The following is a 20,444-nucleotide window of genomic DNA, read 5'->3' on the forward strand; positions in this document are numbered from 1 at the left end:
GCCGCGGTGACCACCCCTGCGAACGGTCGCCGGTTCTACCGGCTGCGCACCCCGGAACCAGCCACCGCTGTGTCCGTCCGCGTCGACGCCGACCGGCCCGACCCGTACCCGGTCTATCTCGCGGTCGGTGCGGGCCGGCGACGGATGTCCCTGACCCCCGACGAGGCGTGGGCGCTGTGGCGCTGCCTCTCCGAAGCCGTCGCCACCCTCGGCACCCCTCCCGACTACATCCGCACCGACATCCGACCGGCCAGGAGGTAATCGCGATGACCACCCTCACCCGCATCGTCAACCGGCTCCGCCGTCCGCTGCGCATCCGCCTCGTCGGCCCGGCCGACCAGACCGCCGCCGCCCTGCACGGCCTGGCCCACATGGTCAACCGCCGCCCCGACATGAACGACCGGCGCATCCACATCGACCTCACCATCCGCGAAAAGCCGCTGGAGGAATGGCGATGACCGAGCGCACCGAATCCGCCGTACGCCTGGCGATCCTGCTCGCCATCGGCGCCATGGCCGGCGCCGCCGCCTTCACCCACGTCCACGACCTGTCCGTCGCCCACGGCCAACCCAACTGGATCGGCTGGGCCAACGCCGTAGCGGTCGAGCTGATGACCATCTACCTCGGCCTGGAACTGCGCGCCCGCCGTCGTACCGGTCGACCGGTCGGCCTGGTGGGCTCGCTGCTGGTGGCGTTCGCGTTGTTGTCCCTCGCCGCCCAGGTCGCGGAAGCCCATCCGTCGGTGTGGGGATGGGTCGTGGCGGCGGTGCCGTCGCTGGCTTTCCTCGCCCTGGTGAAGGTCGTCCTGTCCAACGCTCCAGTCACGCCGCCGGCTGTCGAGTCAGACCAGCCCGATGCGTACCGGTACGAAGAGCTGGCGGAAGCCACCGATGTTGAGCCGGCCCGCCCGACTGTGCCGGCGTCGCCCGTCGTGCCGGCGGTGCTGCCTCCGCGCGCTGTCCAGTCCAACCGGCCGCACGTCGTCGGGATCATCCGATGACCGCACTGACCCTGCCCGGCCTCGCGCCGGCCGCCGCGCCGACCCCGGTTGCTCCTCGGCCGGGGTCGCGGGCGGCCCGCATGGCGCTCCCTCGCTCGGTCGACGTGCTCAAGGAGATCGCCGCCGAGTACGGCGTCTGCGTACGCCCCCTCGCCATGCGCCGCACGGATCTCGACACCGGCCTGACCGAGGTCATCGACCTGCCCTGCGGCGCGACCCGGGAGGACAAGTGCGCGCCGTGCGCGAAGAAGAACCGCCGGCTGCGTCAGGCCCAGATCCGGGAGGGCTGGCACCGCGACGACGAACCACTACCGCCCCCGGAACCGGCGACCGAGGAACAGGAATCCCTGATCCTGTTCCGCGCACACCTGGAGTTCTCCCGCGACGAGGCATCCCGGGCATGCCAGTGGGACCAGGTCGACGACCTCGACGAGGCGATCCGCGAAGTGGAAGAAGCGATCGCGGCCGAAGGGCTCCGGGGACGCGTCGCCCCTCCGCACGCCAGCGTCAACGAGGACCAGGGCGACGACGACACCGGCCCGCGCCGCAAGCGTTCCACCCGACGGCGTCAGGACGCCCCGGAACTGCCTCGCCGCAAGGTCGAGGCGCGCACGGTCGGCAGGACGTACACCGCTGCGGACGGGGCCACCTACCGGCCGTCGATGTGGTTGACGCTCACCCTCGACTCCTACGGCCCGGTCCGCCCCGACGGCACCCCGCTCAACCCCGACCGGTACGACTACCGCCGTGCCGCGTGGGACGCGGTGCACTTCCCTCGGCTGCTGGATCGGTTCTGGCAGAACCTGCGGCGGTGTGAGGGCTGGAACGTCCAGTACGCCGGCTGCGTCGAGCCGCAACGCCGACTCGCCCCACACGCGCACTTCGCTATCCGGGGCACGATTCCCGGGACATCCTGCGCACCGTCGCGGCGGCGACCTATCACCAGGTGTGGTGGCCGGCGGTCGACGTCGCGCGGTACACCGTCGAGCGGCCTCCGGTGTGGGACGAGGACGCCTCGGCGTGGGTCGACCCGGACACTCGTCAGCCGCTGACCACCTGGACGGAAGCGCTCGACGCCATCGACGCGGAACCCGACGCGGAACCGGTGCACGTGGTCCGCTTCGGCGCCCAGGTCGACGCCCGCGGCGTCATGCCCGGCACCGAGGACGCGGAGCGGACCATCCGGTACGTCACGAAGTACATCACCAAACACACCGGCGACTGCCACAAGGCCACCACCGACCGGCAGCGGGCACATCTGGACCGGCTGTGGCGGGAACTGCGCGTGACCCCCTGCACCGACCGGTGCGCGAACTGGCTGCTGTACGGCGTCGCGCCGAAGAAGGCGCACGCGAAGCTCAAGCCGGGCCGCTGCAAGGGCAAGGTCCACCAGCGGGACACCCTCGGCATCGGCGGCCGGCGCATCCTCATCTCCCGCGACTGGTCCGGCAAGACGCTCTCCGACCACAAGCACGACGTGCGGGCCTGGGTGCGGGCGCTGCTCGGCGTCACCGTCGGACTCGATGGCGTTGACGACCAGGGCGCCACCGTCGAACCGGTCCGCCACGCCTGGGAACTCGCCCGCCCCGATGATCCGGACGTGCCGGCGATGGCTCACCGGCTGCTGCGGTCGATCAGCGAACGTGCCCGTTGGCGCTCCGAACTGCTCGCCGCTAAGGACCGCGCCGCCCAGCTCCCCGCAGACGCCTCGACGACGGAAGCGGACGACAAGACGGGGGAGGGGCTGTGATGGCCAAGGACGAGCTGTGGACGGTTCGGGACGTGTCGGCGTACCTCCGGGTCCCGCAGGAGACGCTGTACCGCTGGCGCAAGGTCAAGTACGGTCCGCCGGCGGCCCGGGTCGGCCGACACCTGCGCTACGAGCCGGAAGCGGTCCGGGCCTGGGTACGCGAGCAGGCGGCGGCCTGATGGGGCACGTCGAGGATCGCTGGTACAAGACGCTGCGTCACGAGGGCGGGCGGAAGGAGCGGGTCAAGACGCAACTGTTCGGCAAGGGTCTGCGCTACCGGGTGCGGTACATCGGCCCGGACGGCAAGGAACGCAAGAAGTCCTTCCCGGACCGGGCCAAGCGTGAGGCTGAGGCGTTCATGGTCTCCACCGAGACGGACAAGCTCCGGGGCTCCTACGTCGATCCGCTCGCCGGCCGGATGACCTTCGCCGAGTACGCCGAAACGTGGCTGCGGACCCGTTCCTTCGACGAGTCGACGCGGGAGGTCACCGAGCATCGGGTACGCAAGTACCTGCTGCCGTTCTTCGGCTCTCGGCAACTGGCGTCGATCAAGCCGGGTCACATCCGGGAGTGGGACGCCGCGTTGGTCGGCAAGCTGGCCCCGGCGACCCGGGCCGTCATCTTCGCGCACCTGCGGACCATCCTCGGCGCGGCCGTCGACGACGAACGGATCGCGAAGAACCCCTGTTCGGCAAAGTCGGTCACCCCGCCGCGACCGGTGCAGCGCCGGATAGTGCCGCTGCGCTACGACCAGGTTTCGGCAATCCGCGGTGGCCTCGCCCAGCGGTACCGGGCGATGGTCGACCTGGGCGCCGGCTGCGGTCTGCGGCAGGGCGAAATCCTGGGGCTCGGCGTCGACGACATCGACCTCGACGCGGGATGGGTGCACGTCACGCGTCAGGTCAAGCTCGTCCGCTCCCGGCTCGTCTTCGGCCTGCCCAAGAACGACCGGGACCGCCGGATACCGCTGCCCGACTCCGTCGCCCTGGTGCTGCATCAACACATCGACGACTTCCCGCCGGTGGTGCTCACCCTGCCGTGGGAGAACCCGGCCGATGAGGAGCGGGTGACTGTGCCGCTGCTGTTCACCACCACCCGCCGGGGTGCGATCAACCGGCACACCTTCGACGACAAGAGTTGGCGCCCGGCCGTACGGGCGGCCGGCATCACGCCGACCCGGGCCACCGGCATGCACGCGCTGCGCCACTTCTACGCCTCGTCGCTGCTGGACGCGGGGGAGAGCATCAAGGCCCTCGCGTCGTACCTCGGCCACGCCGACCCGGGCTTCACGCTCCGGGTCTACACGCACCTGATGCCGGCCAGCGAGGAACGCACCCGCAACGCGATCGACAACCTGTTTGGGCCAGCCACTGAAGGGCCAGGATCACGCTCGTGACAGCGCGGTACCTGAAGGTCAGACTCGTCCGGGTGGAACTCGTTGAGTTGGGTGTGGTCGCTGCTCCATCCGGTGTCTTGGTCCTCGCGACGGTCGGGCACCTCGACTACATCTGGCCGAGTGTTGGCGAGCAGCTTTCCGATCGTGCAGCGGCGGTCGCTGCCACCGGTGGTGGCCATATCCAGGAATGGCTGTTCGAGGCGGTCGCCGTACCTGTCGAAGCGAACCGTCCCCTACCCGTGCTGGCGGCTACCCAGCCGTCCCCGTTCTTCGGTGAGGCTGCCATCACGATGCTTGAGGTTCGTCTTGGCGGAGAGAGCGCCGGCCGGTTGCTCGGTGACCTTCCGGCCGACCGGTGCGGCATGGTCCTGGGCGATGCCGTCGCACTCGATTCGTGGGTCGGCCTCTCCGTGCCGCCGCATACCGACTACGACAACTTTCGCCGGTCCGCCAAGAAGCATCCGCTGCACGTCGGCGCGGTTGAGGTCGCCGGCTGTTCCCTTCTCGGCATCGGCTGGGGCGAGGGTGACCACTCGATGCGGCACCGGGGAGAGCGGGCGGCGGGTCACGTCTACCCGGTGACGATCATCCGTGACCACTCGTCGGGGGTCGTTCTGCGGTGGGATGTTGACCCCGCCAAGATTCGACCTCAGACGGCCTGAGGGCGGCGGCGTGGTCCTCTCTGACGCCCTGGCGACGCCCTGGGAGGGTGTCAGGAGGGTGAAACGCCTGCTCAGAGTGCGTGCACCCTTCACAATCCGGCGTACAGGTCGACTCGTCCGTCGCCCTGTCGCCCCGGAGATCGCATCGCTACCGCCCTTCTCGGACGTGACCGCCAGTCCCTCCCATCAACCGATGTGCCGCTCGACGACCTCTCGTACCTGACGACGGAGGTCCGGGTGCTCGCCGCCGCTCATCCCCTCGGCCTCGAAGATCGCGTCGGTGAAGCCGTCCACCCCACCCGGAGGCGACTCGCGGAGCCGGCGCCTCTCCTCCGGTGGCAGGCAGAAGCCCAGCTTGACGCAGAGTTCGTCGAGGAGCCGGCGCACGTCGGACTCCCGGTCGTCACGGTGGCCCATGGAGGACAGCATGACGAACCCGGGACGTGGCCCTCCCTAGGGGGATCATGGGTGCTGCTCCGGATGTCGGACGGCGTGCCCGCCGCGCAGGATCGGAGGCATGAGCCTGCCCAGACCGCGCCGCCCGCTCCGGGACGCCGACGGCGTACGCCGGTTCCGGCTCTTCCTGGTCGCCGCCGTGCTCACCGTGGCGGTGACCCGGCTCTACCTGGCGGCCACCGGCTTCCCGCAGCTCGGCTCCGGCGACCTGCACGTGGCGCACCTGCTCTGGGGTGGGCTCGGCATGCTCGTCGCGCACCTGCTCCCGATGCTCTTCCTGGGCCGGGCGGTGCGTACCGCCGCCGCGGTGCTGGCCGGCGTGGGCTTCGGGCTGTTCATCGACGAGGTGGGGAAGTTCGTGACCCGGGACCACGACTACTTCTACGAGCCGGTCGCCGCGCTGATCCACGCCACGTTCCTCGCCGCCTGCGTGTTCGTGCTCCTCGTGGTGGGCCGTCGGCCGCCCACCGAGCGGGAACGGCGGGCCAACGCGGCCCAGGCCCTGGCGTACGCGGTGGCGGCGGGTGGCGTCCACCGGCCGGGCTTCCGGTGGCCGGACCGCCTGCGTACCCCTGTCGAGCTGATGTCGGGAACGACTCGGACGCCCGCGCTGGACCGCGCCACCGTGGTGGCGGTCGGGCTGCTCGCGGTGTTCTCGCTGGGCCGGCCGCTGGTGCTGTTGTCCCGTGAGCCAGGGCTGTGGCGCGGCGCCCACCTGGCGGCGGCGGTCGCCGCGCTGCTCGTCACCGCCGTCGGGCTGATCCGGTGGGCGGCGGGCCGGCGGGCGTCCGCGCTCGGGGCGCTCACGTCCGCCCTGGTGCTGCAGTTGGTCGTGGTGCAGTTCTTCTGGCTGCTCGACCACGAGTTCGCCGGCTTCGCGCTGGTGCTGGTCACGCTCGCCCTGCTCGGCCGCTGCCGGGGAATGGCCGCCCGGCAGCGGGCGGCGGCGGGTGACGCGGACGGTCGGGTGCGGGTCGCGGCCTGAGTCGTTGGTGATATCAGCTCGACAGGCGGCGAGGACCGAGGTCCGTCCGCCCCGGCGGGATCGCCGACCGTCGGTCCCCCTCCGGGGGAGGGCACGGGTACGGGCCGGCGCCGGTCGCGCCGACCGCTGGGGCCGGCGCGACCGGCGCCGGTCAGGTCGTGGTCGGGGTGACGCCGTCGAGCAGGTCGGCCAGGCGGGCCGCGGTGGTCGGGGCGTGCAGGTGCAGCCGCGCCACGTTGATGCTGTCCGTGCCGACCACGGCGAGCAGGGCTTGCGGGCTCACCGCGTAGACGCTGAGATAGCCGCCCTCGTTGCGCACGGTGGACTGCTGGAAGTCGCCCTGGCCCAGCCGGGATCCGACCTGCCGGCCCAGCCCGAACATGGTGGCGGCCAGCGCCGCCAGGTCGTCCGGGTCGGCGCCGTTCTGCAGGTTGTGCGTGACGAGCAGCCCGTCCACGCCGCCGAGGACACAGCCGTGCACCCCGGGGATCTGCAGCCGCAGCGCCGACAGCTCCTGCCCGATGGCCGGGTACGGCAGGGCCGGGTTGCCGGCCAGCGAGGGCGGCAGCGTGCGCGGGGGTGGCAGGGCGCCGGCCCGGGCCGGCGTACGGCGGGGGAGGTCGTCCACCCGGCTCACAGCTCCAGGGTCTCCTCGATCACGCGCAGCTGATGCCGGGCCATCGCGAGGTTGGCCCGGCTCTTGCTCACCATCAGGTAGAGGAACAGTCCCTTGCCGGTGCGGTTGCTCAGCGGTCGGATCAGGTGGTACTGGCTGCCGAGCGTGATGAGGATGTCCTCGATCTCGTCGTCGAGCTTCAGCATCTCGATGGTGCGCAGCTTGGCCCGGACCACGTCGGTGTTGCCGGCGGCGGCGACGGTCAGGTCGATCTCGCCGGTGCCCCCGGCCACGCCGAGGGTCATGCCACTGGTGTAGTCGACGAGCGCGGCTCCGATCGCCCCGTCGATGCTCATCGCGTTCTTCAACGCGACGTCAAGATTGCCCACGGTTCTCTCCCCAGGTCTGACGGGATGCGCCGGCGGGCCCGCTCGCGGTGTCCGGCGGGGCTGACAGCCGACGTCTCCCGCGAATATGCTCCGTCGAGGCTTGCACAACGCCGTCCGCCCGGCACCGGCTCGGGCGATGATCCACCGAAGCGGAGCCCCCGGCTCGGCCGCCGGTCCCGTAAGTGGGACTCACCGTCGGATGGTCGATCCTGCCTCCTGCTGCTAGAGCGGGGACGTGTCGTCCCGCGTGCCCCGTCTTCCGTCGTTCCCCGTCGCGACCGCCACGACCAGGTCTAATGTGGAGAGGGCGACGACTATTTGTGGCGTTCCGGTGGCGGCCGGGCGGTTCCCGGTGCACAGTGATCGCATGAGCGACGACGGAAGTGGTGGGCACTACTACTGGTGCACGCGACACCACCGGGTCGAGACCGATGCCGACGTGTGCCCCGCGAGGCACGTTCTCGGACCGTACGCCTCAGCCGCCGACGCGGAGAACGCCTTGCAGCAGGTGCGGGAGCGTAACGAAGCGTGGGATGCCGAGGACGCCCGTTGGGCCGGGGAGGGCCGCTAGACGGCGCGGGAGGGCCCGCGTCGAGGTGATCCGTGCTCCGCGAGGGCGAGAGCACGTCCCCAGGAAAGGGAACCGAGATGGCCGAAGCACAGCAGGCCACCCGCCCGGCCGCGAAACGGACGACCGCGAAGAGGACCACCGCGGGCAGGACGACGACGGTCACCAAGGCGTCGCCGAACGCCTCGGGCGCCGGCGCCGGACGGACGCCGGCGAAGAAGGCGGTGGCGAAGAAGGCCGCCGCCAAGAAGGTCGTGTCGGCGGCGCGCAAGGCGCCGGCCACCAGGGCCACGGCAGCCAGGACGACCGCCAAGAAGACCGCGGCCAAGAAGACCGCCGGTCGGACGGCGCCGGCCACGAGGACCACCGCCAAGAGCGCGCCGGCCAAGAAGGCCACCGCGAAGAAGACGGCGGCGAAGAAGGCGCCCGCGAAGAAGACCACGACGGCGGCGAAGAAGACCACCGCGGCGAGGAAGACCACGGCGGCCACGAAGACCACGGCGGCCCGGAAGACGACCACCGCCCGGACGACCACCGCGAAGAAGGCGCCGGCGAAGAAGACCACCGCCGCGAAGAAGACCACCGCCGCGAAGAAGGCGCCGGCCAAGAAGACCACCGCCTCGACGCGCCCCGCGGCGCGCAAGACGGCGGCCAAGAAGGCCCCGGCGAAGAAGACCACCACCGCGCGCAAGACCACCGCCGCCAAGAAGACCACGGCGGCCAAGAAGGCGCCGGCCCGCAAGACCACCACGGCCAAGCGGACCACCACCGCCCGCAAGGCCCCGGCCCGCCGGGCCTGACCCCGACCGCTCACCCGCGCGGCGGGAGCTGACGCCGTCGCGCCGGTGAGCGGAACGTGCGGGGCGCTGTCAGGATTGACCGCGTGGTGATCCGACGCGTACTGGCGCCCCGCATCGACTTCGGCGCGCTGCGCCGCGAGCTGGGACTGCCCGAGAGCTTCCCGGCCGCGGCGCAGCGCGAGGCCGACACGGCGGCGGCCGCGCCGCCGCCGGCCGTCGCCGACCGCACCGACGTCCCGTTCGTCACGGTCGACCCGGCGACCTCGCGCGACCTCGACCAGGCGATGCACCTCGCCCGCCGTCCCGGTGGCGGCTACCGCGTGCGGTACGCGATCGCCGACGTGTTCACCCACGTACGCCCCCGCGGTGAGCTGGAGGCGGAGACGTGGCGCCGGGGCCAGACGGTCTACCTGCCGGACGGCAACGTGCCGCTGCACCCGCACACGCTCAGCGAGGGGGCGGCCAGCCTGCTGCCCGACGCCGACCGGGCCGCGGTGCTCTGGACCATCGACCTGGACGCCGACGGTGGCACGGTCGCGGTCACCCTGGAACGGGCCCTGGTGCGCAGCCGGGCGAAGCTCGACTACGGCGGGGTGCAACGCGACGCCGACGCCGGCCGGCTGCCCGAGCCGATCGCCCTGCTGCCCGAGATCGGGGCCCTGCTCACCACCCGTGGTCTGCACCGGGGCGCGATCAATCTGCCGCTGCCCGAGCAGGACGTCGAGCCCGACGGCGACGGCTGGCGGCTGGTGCTGCGCGGCCCCGGCGCGATGGAGGAACACAACGCCCAGATCTCGCTGCTGACCGGCATGGCCGCCGCCGACATCATGCTCGCCGGCCGGATCGGGCTGCTGCGGACGATGCCGCGTCCCCGCGCGGAGGCGGTCGAGCGGCTGCGGACCGCCGCCGGCCCGCTCGGCGTGCCGTGGCCGGACGGTGTCCCGGTCGGTCAGGTGCTCGCCGGGCTGGACGCGTCGCGACCCCGGGCCGCCGCCTTCGTCGACCAGGCCGCCGAGCTGATGCGCGGGGCCGCGTACACCGCCTTCGACGGCGCGGTGCCCGAGCAGCCCGAGCACGGCGGGGTGGCCGCCGCGTACGCGCACGTCACCGCGCCGCTGCGCCGGCTCGCCGACCGCTACGCCACCGAGGCGTGCCTGGCCCTGCACGAGGGCCGGGAGGTGCCCGAGCACGTCCGGGCCGCGTTGCCGAAGCTGCCGGAGGTGATGGCGACGACCGACCGTACCGCCGGCGCGGCCACCCGGGGCGCGATCGAGCTGGCCGAGGCGGTGCTGCTGGCGCACCGGGTGGGGGAGACGTTCGAGGCGGCGGTGCTGGACGTGGACGAGCCGCGCCCGGCGGGCAACGGCCGCGCCGGCCGGCCGCCCGGCGGCACTGTCGCGCTGGACGAGCCGCCGGTGCGGGCCCGCTGCGTCGGCGACCTGCCGCTGGGCGAGCGCGTCCGGGTCCGGCTGACCGTGGCTGACCCGGTGGAGCGCAAGGTCGCCTTCGAACGCGCCTGACCGGCGGTGGATGTCCCGCACCCGACCCGGCGACCGGGGCGGGGATTGTCACAGCGCCTCGACGCTCCGACGCCGGGCACCCTTTGCGAGGATGACCGCATGGCTTACGACGCGACCACGCTGCCCGACGTCTCCGGGCTGACCGTCGGCATCATCGGTGGCACCGGCGACCAGGGGCGGGGACTCGCCTACCGGTTCGCCCGGGCCGGGCAGACCGTGCTGATCGGCTCCCGCGCCGCCGACCGGGCCGCCCAGGCCGCCGCCGAGATCGCCGCCCTGCCCGGGATGCCGGCCGGCGCGACGGTCACCGGTGCCGACAACGACGAGGTCGCCCGGCGCAGCGACGTGGTGATCGTGGCGGTGCCGTGGGACGGGCACGCCGCCACCGTCGCCGCGCTCGCCGAGCCGCTGGCTGGCAAGATCGTCGTGGACTGCGTCAACCCGCTCGGCTTCGACAAGCAGGGCCCGTACGCGCTCACCGTGGCCGAGGGCAGCGCCGTGCAGCAGGCCGCCGCGCTGCTGCCCGACTCCCGGGTCTGCGCCGCGTTCAACCACGTCAGCGCGCCGCTGCTGGCCGACCCGGAGGTCGACCGGATCGACCTCGACGTGCTGATCTGCACCGAGGACCGGGACCTGGTGGGCGTGGTCGCCGCGTTGGCCGCCCGGATCCCCGGGATGCGCGGCATCTACGCCGGCCGGCTGCGCAACGCCCACCAGATCGAGGCGTTCACCGCGAACCTGATCGCGATCAACAAGCGCTACAAGGCGCACGCCGGCATCCGGGTCACGGATCTCTGAGCGGCGCTTGTTAAGAAGGGGCCCCTCCTCTACGCCAGGCGTTAAGAAGGGGCCCTTCCTTACACCTCAGAAGGTGTGTTCGGGGGCGGGGAACTCGCCGCCGCGTACCTCGTCGGCGAACCGGCGGGTGGCGTCGGTGAGCGCGCCGGCCAGGTCGGCGTAACGCTTGACGAACCGGGGCGCCCGGCCGGTGCGCAGCCCGGCCATGTCCTGCCAGACCAGCACCTGACCGTCGGTGTCCGGGCCGGCGCCGATGCCGACGGTGGGGATGCGCAGCTCGCCGGTGACGCGCTTGGCCACCTCGCCCGGCACCATCTCCAGCACCACCGCGAACGCGCCCGCCTCGGCCACCGCCCGCGCGTCGGCGAGCACCTCCTCGGCGGTGTCGCCCCGGCCCTGCACGCGGTAGCCGCCGAGCGTGTGCTCGCTCTGCGGGGTGAAGCCGATGTGCGCCATCACCGGGATGCCGGCCCCGACGATCGCCTCGATCTGGGCGGCGCAGCGCCGGCCGCCCTCCAGCTTCACCGCGTGGCAGCCGCCCTCCTTCATGAACCGCACCGCGGTGCGCAGCGCCTGCGCCGGCCCCTCCTCGTAGGAGCCGAAGGGCAGGTCGCCGACGATCAGCGAGTGCCTCGTGGCCCGCACCACGGCGCGGACCAGTGGCAGCAGCTCCTCGGCGGTGACCGGCAGCGTGGTCTCGTAGCCGAAGACGTTGTTCGCCGCCGAGTCGCCGACCAGCAGCACCGGGATCCCCGCCTGGTCGAAGATCGAGGCGGTGTACTGGTCGTACGAGGTGAGCATGGCCCACCGCTCGCCGCGCTCCTTGGCGGCGATCAGGTCACGGGTGCGGATCCGCCGGGTGGCCGGCCCGCCGTAGAGGGCGGTCACCTCGGTCGGGGTGGACTCCACCATGACAATCTCCTTCCTCGAGGCCGCGCGCGCGGTCCCCGGGTTCCCCGCGATCGTCGCACCGGGCGGCCGGTCGGGGGCAGGTCGGAGTGGAGGAATTCACTCCCGGCCGAGGCCCGCTCAGCCGTCCTCGCGCCAGCGGTTGGTGATCGGCAGTCGCCGGTCCCGCCCGAACGCCTTCATGGAGATCTTGGTGCCGGGCGCGGACTGCCGCCGCTTGTACTCGGCGGTATCCACCATCCGCAGCACCTTGTCCACCACCGCCGGGTCGTGGCCGGACTCGATCAGGCCGTCGCGGCCCAGGTCGCCGTCGACGTAGCCGATCAGGATCGGGTCGAGCACGTCGTAGTCGGGCAGCGTGTCGCTGTCGAGCTGGCCGGGGCTCAACTCGGCCGACGGCGGCTTGCCGATCGAGTTCTCCGGGATCGGCGGGGTCTCCCCGCGCCGGGCCGCGTCCGCGTTGCGCCACTTCGCCAGCCGCCAGACCAGCGTCTTCCACACGTCCTTGACCGGGTTGTAGCCGCCCACCGAGTCGCCGTAGAGCGTCGAGTAGCCCACCGCCAGCTCGCTCTTGTTGCCGGTGGTGAGGACCAGGTGGCCCTCCTGGTTCGACAGCGCCATCAGGATCACGCCGCGCACCCGGGCCTGGAGGTTCTCCACCGCCACGCCGGACAGCGACATGTTGGCCAGGAACGTGTCCACCATCGGCTGGATCGGCTCGACGCGGTAGTCGAGGCCGGTCCGCTTGGCCAGGTCCTCGGCGTCGGTGCGGGAGTGCTCGGAGGAGTGCTGGCTGGGCATCGAGACGCCGACCACCCGCTGCGGGCCGAGCGCGTCCACCGCGAGGGCCGCCGCCACCGCCGAGTCGATGCCGCCGGAGAGGCCGAGCACCACCGAGGGGAAGCGGTTCTTGTCCACGTAGTCGCGCAGCCCCAGCACCAGCGCCTGCCACACCTCGGCCTCGTCGGCGACCGGCTCGATGATCCCGCCGGTCGCCGCCTCACCCGTCGGCCCGGCCGGGATGCCGGAGACATCGTGGCGGACCAGCCGCATCCCGTCGGCCAGGTCGGTGGCGCCGCCGGTCGCCTCCGGCGCGGCGGGCAGCTCCACGTCGTGCACCAGCAGGTGCTCGACGAACTGCGGCGCCCGGGCCAGCAGCGTCCCGTCGGCGTCCACGATCAGCGAGTCGCCGTCGTAGACCAGCTCGTCCTGGCCGCCGACCATGTTCACGTACGCGATCGCCGCGCCCGCCTCGGCGGCGCGCCGGCGCACCAGCGGCAGCCGCGCGTCGTCCTTGTTCAGCTCGTACGGCGACCCGTTGATGCTCAGCACCAGCCCGACGCCGGCCTGCCGGGCCACCGCGAACGGGCCGCCGGCCTGCCACAGGTCCTCGCAGATGGTCAGCGCCACGTCGACCCCGCCGACGCGCACCACGGTCAGCGTGTCGCCGGGGACGAAGTAGCGGTCCTCGTCGAACACCCCGTAGTTGGGCAGGTGGTGCTTGAAGTAGGTGGCCACCACCTCGCCGCGGTGCAGCAGCGCCGCCGCGTTGCGGGCCCCCCGGCCCGGCTCGGCGTCGGAGCTGACCTGCGGCGGCCCGTCCGCGTCCAGGTAGCCGACCAGGACCGGCAGGTCGCCGAGGCCGTCGGCGGCCAGGTCGGCGGCGAGCCGGTGCAGCGCGGCCCGGGACGCGGCGACGAAGGACCGGCGGAAGACCAGGTCCTCGACCGGGTAGCCGGTCACCATCAGCTCGGGGAAGAGGGCCAGCTGGGCGCCGGAGTCGGCGGCCTTGCGGGTCCACGCGCGGACCCGCTCGGCGTTTCCGGTGAGGTCGCCGACCGTCGGGTTGACCTGGCACAGGGCGAGACGCAGGGTGGGCATGTCCCCATCTTCCCCCAGTCGTCCCGCCCCAGTCCCGCCGGTCGTGGGAGACGCGGGCCACCGCCCGCCCGGCGTCCCCCGGGGCGGGACACGGCAGGACGACCCGCCGGGGAAGGGCGTAACGTCGGCGTAACGAGGCCGGTGAAGACTGAGCGGTCAGCCGGGCCGGCCCGACCGGTGCAGGACGTACGTGTCACGAGGGGTGGATGTGGACCGTCAGCAGGAGTTCGTCCTCCGTACGCTGGAGGAGCGGGACATCCGTTTCGTCCGGCTGTGGTTCACCGACGTGCTCGGCACGCTGAAGAGCGTCTCGGTGGCCCCGGCGGAGCTGGAGGCGGCCTTCGAGGAGGGCATCGGCTTCGACGGCTCCGCCATCGAGGGCTTCGCCCGGGTCTTCGAGTCGGACATGGTGGCCATGCCCGACCCGACCACGTTCCAGGTGTTCCCGTTCGAGGGCGGGGTCAGCGGCGAGAGCGCGCGGATGTTCTGCGACATCCTGCTGCCCGACGGCAGCCCGTCCTGGGCCGACCCGCGCCACGTGCTGCGCCGGATGCTCTCCCGGGCGGCCGACAAGGGCTTCACCTTCTACACCCACCCCGAGATCGAGTTCTTCCTGCTGGAGAACGGCCCGCAGGACGGCTCGGTGCCCGTCCCGGTGGACACCGGCGGCTACTTCGAGCACACCACGCACGCCGTGGCGCGGGACTTCCGCCGCCAGGCCGTGCTGGCGCTGGAGCGGATCGGCATCTCGGTGGAGTTCAGCCACCACGAGGTCGCCCCGGGTCAGCAGGAGATCGACCTGCGCTACGCCGACGCGCTCACCACCGCCGACAACATCATGACGTTCCGGCACGTGGTGAAGGAGGTGGCGCTCTCCACCGGGGTGCAGGCCAGCTTCATGCCGAAGCCGTTCACCGACCAGCCGGGCAGCGGCATGCACACCCACCTGTCGCTGTTCGAGGGGGAGCGCAACGCGTTCCACGACGCCGGCGACCCGATGAAGCTGTCCAAGGTCGCCAAGTCGTTCATCGCCGGGCTGCTCACCCACGCCCGGGAATACACCGCGGTCACCAACCAGTGGGTCAACTCCTACAAGCGGCTGTTCCCGCAGGCCCTGCCGGACCGGATCACCGAGAGCCCGGCGTACGTCTGCTGGGGTCACCTGAACCGCTCCGCGCTGGTCCGGGTCCCGGCCTACGGCAAGCCGAACTCGGCCCGGGTCGAGGTGCGGTCGCTGGACTCGGCGACCAACCCCTACCTGGCGTTCGCGGTGATGCTCGGCGCCGGCCTCAAGGGCATCGAGGAGGGCTACGAGCTGCCCCCGGGCGCCGAGGACGACGTCTGGTCGCTGAGCAGCGCCGAGCGCCGCGCCATGGGCTACGAGGCGCTGCCGGAGAACCTGTCCGAGGCGATCGACGTGATGGCCGGTTCCGAGCTGGTCGCCGAGGTGCTCGGCGAGCACGTCTTCGACTTCTTCCTGCGCAACAAGCGGGCCGAGTGGGAGCAGTACCGCCGCGAGGTCACCCCCTACGAGCGGCAGCACTACCTCTCGCTCTAGATCACCGTGGCGCGGTGCCGCTATCGTCTGCGGCACCGCCCGCGCACCCGCGCCGGGCGAACGGAGCCGGGGAGGGCGTTCGGTGCTGGGAGACCTGCTCAACGGGGCGTGGCAGAGCATCGTGTTCGGGGTCGTCGGGGTGGGCCTGATGGCCGCCGGGTTCCTGCTGGTCGACCTGCTCACGCCGGGAAAGCTGCGGGAGCTGATCTGGACGCGCCGCAACGGCAACGCGGCGCTGCTGCTCGCCGCCAACCAGCTCGGCATCGCCGGCATCGTGTTCACCGCCGTGCTGACGAGCTACAGCTCCTTCGCCAAGGGGCTGGCCTCCACGGTGATCTTCGGGCTGGTCGGTCTGCTGGTGATGGCGCTGGCGTTCCTGGTGCTGGACCTGCTCACCCCGGGCAAGCTCGGTGACGTCATCGCCGCCGACGAGCCGCACCCGGCGGCCCGGGTCAGTGCCGCCACCCACTTCGGCGCCGCGCTGATCGTCTGCGCCTGCATCGCCTGACGGTTGTCGGACCCGGGGCATAGCGTCCGGGAGGTGAACCGCACCGACCGTCTCTACGCCCTGGTCGAGGAGCTGCGGGCGGTGTCGCCGCGCCCGCGCAGCGCGCGTTGGCTGGCCCACCGCTTCGAGGTCAGCACCCGCACCGTCGAGCGCGACATCAGCGCGTTGCAGGGCGCCGGGGTGCCGATCTGGGCCGAGCCGGGCCGCACCGGCGGCTACGTGGTCGACCGGGCGCGCACGCTGCCGCCGGTCAACCTGACCCCGGCCGAGGCGGTGGCGATGGCCGTCGCGCTGCACCGCCTCGGTGGCTCCCCGTTCGCCTCGGCGGCCGGGGCCGCGCTGCGCAAGCTGGTCGCGGTGATGCCGCCCGCCGCGGTGGCCGAGGCGCACCGGCTCGCCGGCCGGGTGCACCTGGTGGGCGACGGGCCGGGCACCCCCGTCCCGGCCGCCGTCGCCGACGCGGTCGCCGCCGGGCGCGTGCTGCGCCTGCGGTACGCCGACCGCGACGGCGCCGACTCGGCGCGCGACGTGGAGCCGCTGGCCTACCTGGGCAACGCGACGCACTGGTACCTGGTCGCCTGGTGCCGGCTGCGCGACGGGCTGCGGTGTTTCCGCACCGACCGCATCCGTTCGGTGCACCCGCTGGCCGAGCCGGTGACCCGGGAGCTGCGCCCCGACGACCTCGACCTCCCGGTCGACCGGGTCCGCCCGCTCACCCTGGTCTGAAACCCGACAGCGTTTCCGGTCCGGATGGGGGAGGCTGGCGGGTCTGCCGCCCCGGGGGAGGAACACGCGTGCCCGACACGCTCAGCTACGCCGACGCCGTACGCCTGTTGGGCGGGGAGAAGAGCAAGGTCGTCGACTGGTTCGACAAGCTGACCGGGGGAGTGCTGCTGGCCGCGTCGGTGCCGGTGCCGGCGCTGCTCGGCCTCTTCGACGCCAAGGCGGAGTTCGTCCGGCTCGGCCACGAAGTGGTACGGGTCGCGTCCGAGAAGCGCTCCGGGCTGTCCCGGTACGGGCGCACGCAGCGGTTGGAGGCCGCGCACGCGGTGATCGCGGTGACCGCGTTCTTCGAGGCGCTGGCCGAGGCGGACCTGCCCTTCGACTTCGCCGACCTGGAGCTGCGTCGGTCCGAGCAGCTGACCCTGGCAGGGGCGGGGCCGGAGAGCAGGCGGTCCGTCGCACGGGTCCTCTTCGAGGTCCCGGCGCCGCTCCCCGCGCCCGAGGTGCCCTATGCGAGGCTGCGGGAATTGCTGCGGAACCACTACGTGCTCCTGGTCGGGCGGGTCGCGGACTTCGTCGACGGGCTGGCCGTGGGCGAACGGCTGACCGACGGGGAGAAGCAGTCGCTGCGGCAGGCGCTGGAGCGGTTACCGGAGTTCGCGGTCGGGCGCCATCGTGATCTGCTCACCGCCTTGGCGGCGGATTTCCCGGAGGTCGCGTTCTGGGCCGGGTTGCACGAGCACGAGGCGACCCGCGGAGAGGTACGCCAGCTCGCGGTCGGGCTGGTCGAGCTGCGCGAGACGTTGGCGGCGATGGCCACCGGCGGCACGCCCAGCGACTGGCGGGAGGCGTTGGCCCGCTCGTACCGCGCGCAGCTCGACCGGCCGATCATCAACTCGGGTGAGGTGCCGGACGGTCTCCGGGTCCCGGCGCTCGGCGTCGCGTACGTGCCGCCCTCGTACCGGGTGGCCGCACTGGGCGAGCAGTCGCGGCCGAGCGACGAGTCGTGGTGGGCGGTGCAGCCGGCCCGCGAGGATCTCGTCCAGTTCCTGATCGGGCATCTCACCTCCCCCCAGGCGGTTCACGCGCCGTTGTTGGTGCTGGGTCAGCCCGGTTCCGGCAAGTCCGTGCTGACCCGGGTCCTCGCGGCCCAGCTGCCGGCCCGTGACTTCCTGGTCGTCCGCGTGGTGCTGCGGGAGGTCCGGTTGGAGGCGGACCTTCAGGATCAGATCGAGCAGGCCGTGCGGGACGCCACCGGGGAGCGGTTGGCATGGCCCAAGGTGGCGCGGTCGGCCGGCGACGCCCTGCCGGTGGTGCTGCTGGACGGCTTCGACGAACTGCTCCAGGCCACCGGCGTGACCCAGACGGACTACCTGCTCAAGGTGGCCCAGTTCCAGCAGCGCGAGGTGGATCAGGGGCGACCGGTGGCGGTGCTGGTCACGAGCCGGACCAGTGTGGCCGACCGGGCGAAGCCGCCGCCGGGGACCGTCGCGCTCCGGCTGGAGCCGTTCGACCCGGCACGGGTCGCCCGCTGGGTGACCACCTGGAACGCGGCCAACTCCGACGGTTTCGCGGTGCTCGGCGTGCCGCCGCTGGATCCGGCGGCCGTGCTGACCCACCGCGAGCTGGCCGGGCAGCCACTGCTGTTGCTCATGCTCGCCCTCTACGCCGCCGACGGCAACGACCTGCGGTCGGCCGGCACGCTCGGCCGGGGTGAGCTGTACGAGAAGCTGCTGCGTAGCTTCGCCCGGCGTGAGGTGGTCAAGCACCGGGAGGGGCTGTCCGAGCGGGAGTTGTCCCGCGCCACCGAGGCGGAGCTGCGCCGGCTGGCCGTGGTGGCCTTCGCGATGTTCAACCGGGGCGTGCAGTGGGTCACCGAGGAGGAGTTGGAGGCGGACCTCGGCGAGCTCGCGTTCCTGGCGGGCGGGGCGCCGCAGGCGCGCGCCGACGGCAGCCTCCGGGTGCCGTTGCGGGCCGCGGAGATCGTGCTGGGGCGCTTCTTCTTCGTCCACCGGACGCAGGCGCTGCGGGGGGACCAGCGGACGGAGACGTACGAGTTCCTGCATGCCACGTTCGGCGAGTTCCTGGTCGCCCGGACGACCGCGCTCGTGCTGGAGGAGTTGGCTGCCCGGGAGGCGGCGACGACCATGTTGCGGAGCGCGTCGGTCGACGACGATCCACTGCACGCGCTGCTGTCGTTCGCGACCCTGACCGGGCGGGCGCCGGTCGTCGCGTTCCTCGTCGAGGCTCTCCGGTCGTCTCCGGGCGATCACGCGGCGGGCATCCTCGACGTGCTGCTGCGCCTGTTCCAGAGCGTGCACCACGGACGGCCCGGGCGGACGTTCGCCTCGTACCGGCCCCGGGCGCTGTCGGTGCCCGAACGGCACGCCGTCTACAGTGCGAACCTGCTCGTGCTGGCGCTCTGCGCGGTCGAGGAGCTGTCCGGCGGTCAGCTCTATCCGGCGGAGCCGGACGTCCGGGTGCCCTGGACGCGCCAGGCACTGCTCTGGCGCTCGCAGCTCGCCGAGGGCGAGTACCGGAGTCTGGTGAACGCCGTCGCGCTGGACCGGCGGGGCGACGGCCGGCGCCGGGAGATCGGCCTGAGCCTCGCTCCGGAGGGATGGAGACCGCCGGACGTGGACCTCGGGTGGACGTTCCGGCCCACCTCGTCGTCGGAGTCGAACTGGTTGCAGGTGGAGTCCGGGCCGGACGCCGCCTTCCTGCGTTCGGTGGCCAACTTCGAGTGTGGCGTCGCCGGTGACGCGGTCCAGCACGCGCTGGAGCCGCTGGTGGAGATGTTCCCACCGGGGTTCGCCTGGGTGGTACGTGGTGGCGACACAGGGCAACTGTCGGTGGGCCGCATGCTCGTGACGACGGTCCTGGGGATGCCGGGCCTCGGGCCCGCGGACCGGGCGGCACACTATCGCGTGGTCGCGTCGCTGGTGATCGCCTTCCACGGCTCGGACGAGCGGGACGAGGTCGACATGGCGGTGGTGCTGCTGGACCGGCTCGCCGCCGATCGCCTCGTGACCCGGGCCGCCGCGATCGCGGTGCTGAGCAGTCTCGAGTTCGTGCCGACGGCCGGGGACCGGGCCGCCGGCGCCTTCCTCCGCTGTTGCCTCGCGCTGATCGGCGCCGACGACCCGGAGACCCGTCAGGTCGCCCGCATCGTGGGGCGAACGTTGCACGCCGACCAGGGCTCGTGGAGCGCGTACACCGAGGAGTTGGCGGTGGAGGCGGTGGTCCGCCTCACCGAACTGGGGATCGACGAGTTCCACCTCAGCCCGGCGGAGGCCGACCGGCTCGCCCGGCTGTTCGCCGGACGCCGCCCGGATCTCGTCGATCGGATCCGACCGCTGGTGCTGGCTCCCGTGCCGCCACGACCGTCCACCGGACGGGCGTTGCCCGGCGGTGACGTGGCGGTGTGATTCCGAAACACCGACAGGACGGTGTCGCGGCGGCCGCTCAGGCTGACTTCTGACGACGCCGGCCGAACGGCCGGCGCGACGACAGGAGGCAGCATGTCCAGCACACCCGTGACCTGGTTCGAGATCGGCTCCGACCGGCCGGACGAGGCGCAGCGGTTCTACGCCGACCTGTTCGGCTGGACCTTCGAGGAACAGGGCGGCCCGGGTGGGTCGTACCGGCAGACGGCGGCCGGCGGGGAGCCGGGGATCGGCGGCGCGATCCGGGGCACCGACTCCGCCGCCGACAACTACGCGATCTTCTACGCGCAGGTGACCGACGTGGCGGAGACCTGCCGCCGCGCCGAGTCGGCGGGCGGCACGGTGCTCGCGCCGCCGGTCACGACGCCGAGTGGGCTGACGCACGCCCGCCTGCGCGACCCGTCCGGCAACCTGCTCGGCGTCTTCACCCCGCCGGCCGCCGGCTGACCGCACCCTTGCTCCCGGCCGGCGGGCCAGCC

At 72.7% G+C, this 20,444-nt stretch carries 20 protein-coding genes and 1 pseudogene; 16 read left to right on the top strand and 5 right to left on the bottom strand.

Annotated elements, in window-relative coordinates:
* Window positions 1-6 precede the first annotated feature (6 nt).
* The 7 genes and pseudogenes from GA0070622_RS10560 (at window position 7) to GA0070622_RS10590 (ending at window position 4,808) form a co-directional block, all read left to right on the top strand.
* Window positions 7-261, top strand: a complete 255-nt coding sequence (locus GA0070622_RS10560; protein WP_091572803.1) for a hypothetical protein — start codon at window positions 7-9, stop codon at window positions 259-261.
* 5 nt (window positions 262-266) lie between these two features.
* Window positions 267-458 (top strand): hypothetical protein, encoded by a 192-nt coding sequence (locus tag GA0070622_RS10565; RefSeq protein WP_091572807.1) that lies wholly within the window; start codon window positions 267-269, stop codon window positions 456-458.
* On the top strand, window positions 455-1,000 hold the full coding sequence (locus GA0070622_RS10570; protein ID WP_091572810.1) for a DUF2637 domain-containing protein: 546 nt from the start codon (window positions 455-457) through the stop codon (window positions 998-1,000). Before GA0070622_RS10565 ends, GA0070622_RS10570 begins: the two co-directional genes overlap by 4 nt.
* Window positions 997-2,750: pseudogene (locus GA0070622_RS10575) on the top strand (replication initiator). Before GA0070622_RS10570 ends, GA0070622_RS10575 begins: the two are co-directional and overlap by 4 nt.
* Window positions 2,747-2,929 carry a helix-turn-helix domain-containing protein gene (locus GA0070622_RS10580; protein WP_069088959.1) on the top strand — a complete coding sequence of 61 codons (183 nt, stop codon included), beginning with the start codon at window positions 2,747-2,749 and terminating at the stop codon, window positions 2,927-2,929. Before GA0070622_RS10575 ends, GA0070622_RS10580 begins: the two are co-directional and overlap by 4 nt.
* Entirely contained in the window at window positions 2,929-4,146 is a 1,218-nt protein-coding gene (locus GA0070622_RS10585; protein WP_091572815.1) for a tyrosine-type recombinase/integrase, read from the top strand. The genes GA0070622_RS10580 and GA0070622_RS10585 overlap by 1 nt, the downstream gene beginning before the upstream one ends.
* 32 nt (window positions 4,147-4,178) lie before the next feature.
* Window positions 4,179-4,808, top strand: a complete 630-nt coding sequence (locus tag GA0070622_RS10590; protein WP_091577131.1) for a hypothetical protein — start codon at window positions 4,179-4,181, stop codon at window positions 4,806-4,808.
* A gap of 186 nt (window positions 4,809-4,994) precedes the next feature.
* Here the strand turns inward: GA0070622_RS10590 and GA0070622_RS10595 are convergent, their stop codons facing one another.
* Window positions 4,995-5,225, bottom strand: a complete 231-nt coding sequence (locus GA0070622_RS10595; protein WP_091577133.1) for a hypothetical protein — start codon at window positions 5,223-5,225, stop codon at window positions 4,995-4,997.
* A gap of 100 nt (window positions 5,226-5,325) precedes the next feature.
* On the opposite strand from GA0070622_RS10595, the gene GA0070622_RS10600 reads away from it, so the two are divergent.
* Window positions 5,326-6,249, top strand: coding sequence for a hypothetical protein (locus GA0070622_RS10600; protein WP_091572819.1), 924 nt, complete (start codon window positions 5,326-5,328; stop codon window positions 6,247-6,249).
* Window positions 6,250-6,400: 151 nt separating this feature from the next.
* Here GA0070622_RS10600 and GA0070622_RS10605 read toward each other — a convergent pair whose 3' ends face one another.
* Entirely contained in the window at window positions 6,401-6,886 is a 486-nt protein-coding gene (locus tag GA0070622_RS10605) for a roadblock/LC7 domain-containing protein (RefSeq protein ID WP_091572823.1), read from the bottom strand.
* On the bottom strand, window positions 6,883-7,254 hold the full coding sequence (locus GA0070622_RS10610; protein WP_091572826.1) for a hypothetical protein: 372 nt from the start codon (window positions 7,252-7,254) through the stop codon (window positions 6,883-6,885). Before GA0070622_RS10610 ends, GA0070622_RS10605 begins: the two co-directional genes overlap by 4 nt.
* 648 nt (window positions 7,255-7,902) lie before the next feature.
* Between GA0070622_RS10610 and GA0070622_RS10620 the strand changes: the two genes are divergently transcribed.
* The 3 genes from GA0070622_RS10620 to npdG all read left to right on the top strand — a co-directional run bounded on the left by GA0070622_RS10620 (window position 7,903) and on the right by npdG (window position 10,940).
* Window positions 7,903-8,622, top strand: a complete 720-nt coding sequence (locus GA0070622_RS10620; RefSeq protein WP_245666174.1) for a histone — start codon at window positions 7,903-7,905, stop codon at window positions 8,620-8,622.
* Between the two features lie 83 nt (window positions 8,623-8,705).
* Window positions 8,706-10,142: an RNB domain-containing ribonuclease gene (locus GA0070622_RS10625; protein WP_091572833.1), complete on the top strand. Its 1,437-nt coding sequence runs from the start codon at window positions 8,706-8,708 to the stop codon at window positions 10,140-10,142.
* Window positions 10,143-10,241: 99 nt separating this feature from the next.
* Entirely contained in the window at window positions 10,242-10,940 is a 699-nt protein-coding gene (gene npdG, locus GA0070622_RS10630) for an NADPH-dependent F420 reductase (RefSeq protein WP_091572837.1), read from the top strand.
* Window positions 10,941-11,006: 66 nt separating this feature from the next.
* Here npdG and panB read toward each other — a convergent pair whose 3' ends face one another.
* Together panB and GA0070622_RS10640 are read right to left on the bottom strand one after the other, a co-directional pair.
* Window positions 11,007-11,852, bottom strand: a complete 846-nt coding sequence (gene panB, locus GA0070622_RS10635; protein ID WP_091572840.1) for a 3-methyl-2-oxobutanoate hydroxymethyltransferase — start codon at window positions 11,850-11,852, stop codon at window positions 11,007-11,009.
* Window positions 11,853-11,969: 117 nt separating this feature from the next.
* Complete coding sequence (locus GA0070622_RS10640) at window positions 11,970-13,730, bottom strand: NAD+ synthase (protein WP_091572845.1); 1,761 nt, start codon at window positions 13,728-13,730, stop codon at window positions 11,970-11,972.
* 208 nt (window positions 13,731-13,938) lie between these two features.
* On the opposite strand from GA0070622_RS10640, the gene glnA reads away from it, so the two are divergent.
* From glnA to GA0070622_RS10665, 5 genes are all read left to right on the top strand, one after another.
* On the top strand, window positions 13,939-15,288 hold the full coding sequence (gene glnA, locus GA0070622_RS10645) for a type I glutamate--ammonia ligase (protein WP_091572849.1): 1,350 nt from the start codon (window positions 13,939-13,941) through the stop codon (window positions 15,286-15,288).
* Window positions 15,289-15,370: 82 nt separating this feature from the next.
* The gene (locus GA0070622_RS10650) at window positions 15,371-15,796 is read left to right on the top strand and encodes a DUF350 domain-containing protein (RefSeq protein WP_091572853.1); all 426 of its coding nucleotides are present in this window, start codon (window positions 15,371-15,373) and stop codon (window positions 15,794-15,796) included.
* 33 nt (window positions 15,797-15,829) lie between these two features.
* Window positions 15,830-16,522 (top strand): helix-turn-helix transcriptional regulator, encoded by a 693-nt coding sequence (locus GA0070622_RS10655; protein WP_091572857.1) that lies wholly within the window; start codon window positions 15,830-15,832, stop codon window positions 16,520-16,522.
* Between the two features lie 68 nt (window positions 16,523-16,590).
* Window positions 16,591-19,947 (top strand): NACHT domain-containing protein, encoded by a 3,357-nt coding sequence (locus GA0070622_RS10660; protein WP_091572860.1) that lies wholly within the window; start codon window positions 16,591-16,593, stop codon window positions 19,945-19,947.
* Between the two features lie 93 nt (window positions 19,948-20,040).
* Window positions 20,041-20,412, top strand: coding sequence for a VOC family protein (locus tag GA0070622_RS10665; protein ID WP_091572864.1), 372 nt, complete (start codon window positions 20,041-20,043; stop codon window positions 20,410-20,412).
* Window positions 20,413-20,444 lie beyond the last annotated feature (32 nt).

The sequence above is a fragment of the Micromonospora sediminicola genome (assembly GCF_900089585.1).
In the GTDB taxonomy this organism is placed as follows: Bacteria; Actinomycetota; Actinomycetes; order Mycobacteriales; family Micromonosporaceae; genus Micromonospora; species Micromonospora sediminicola.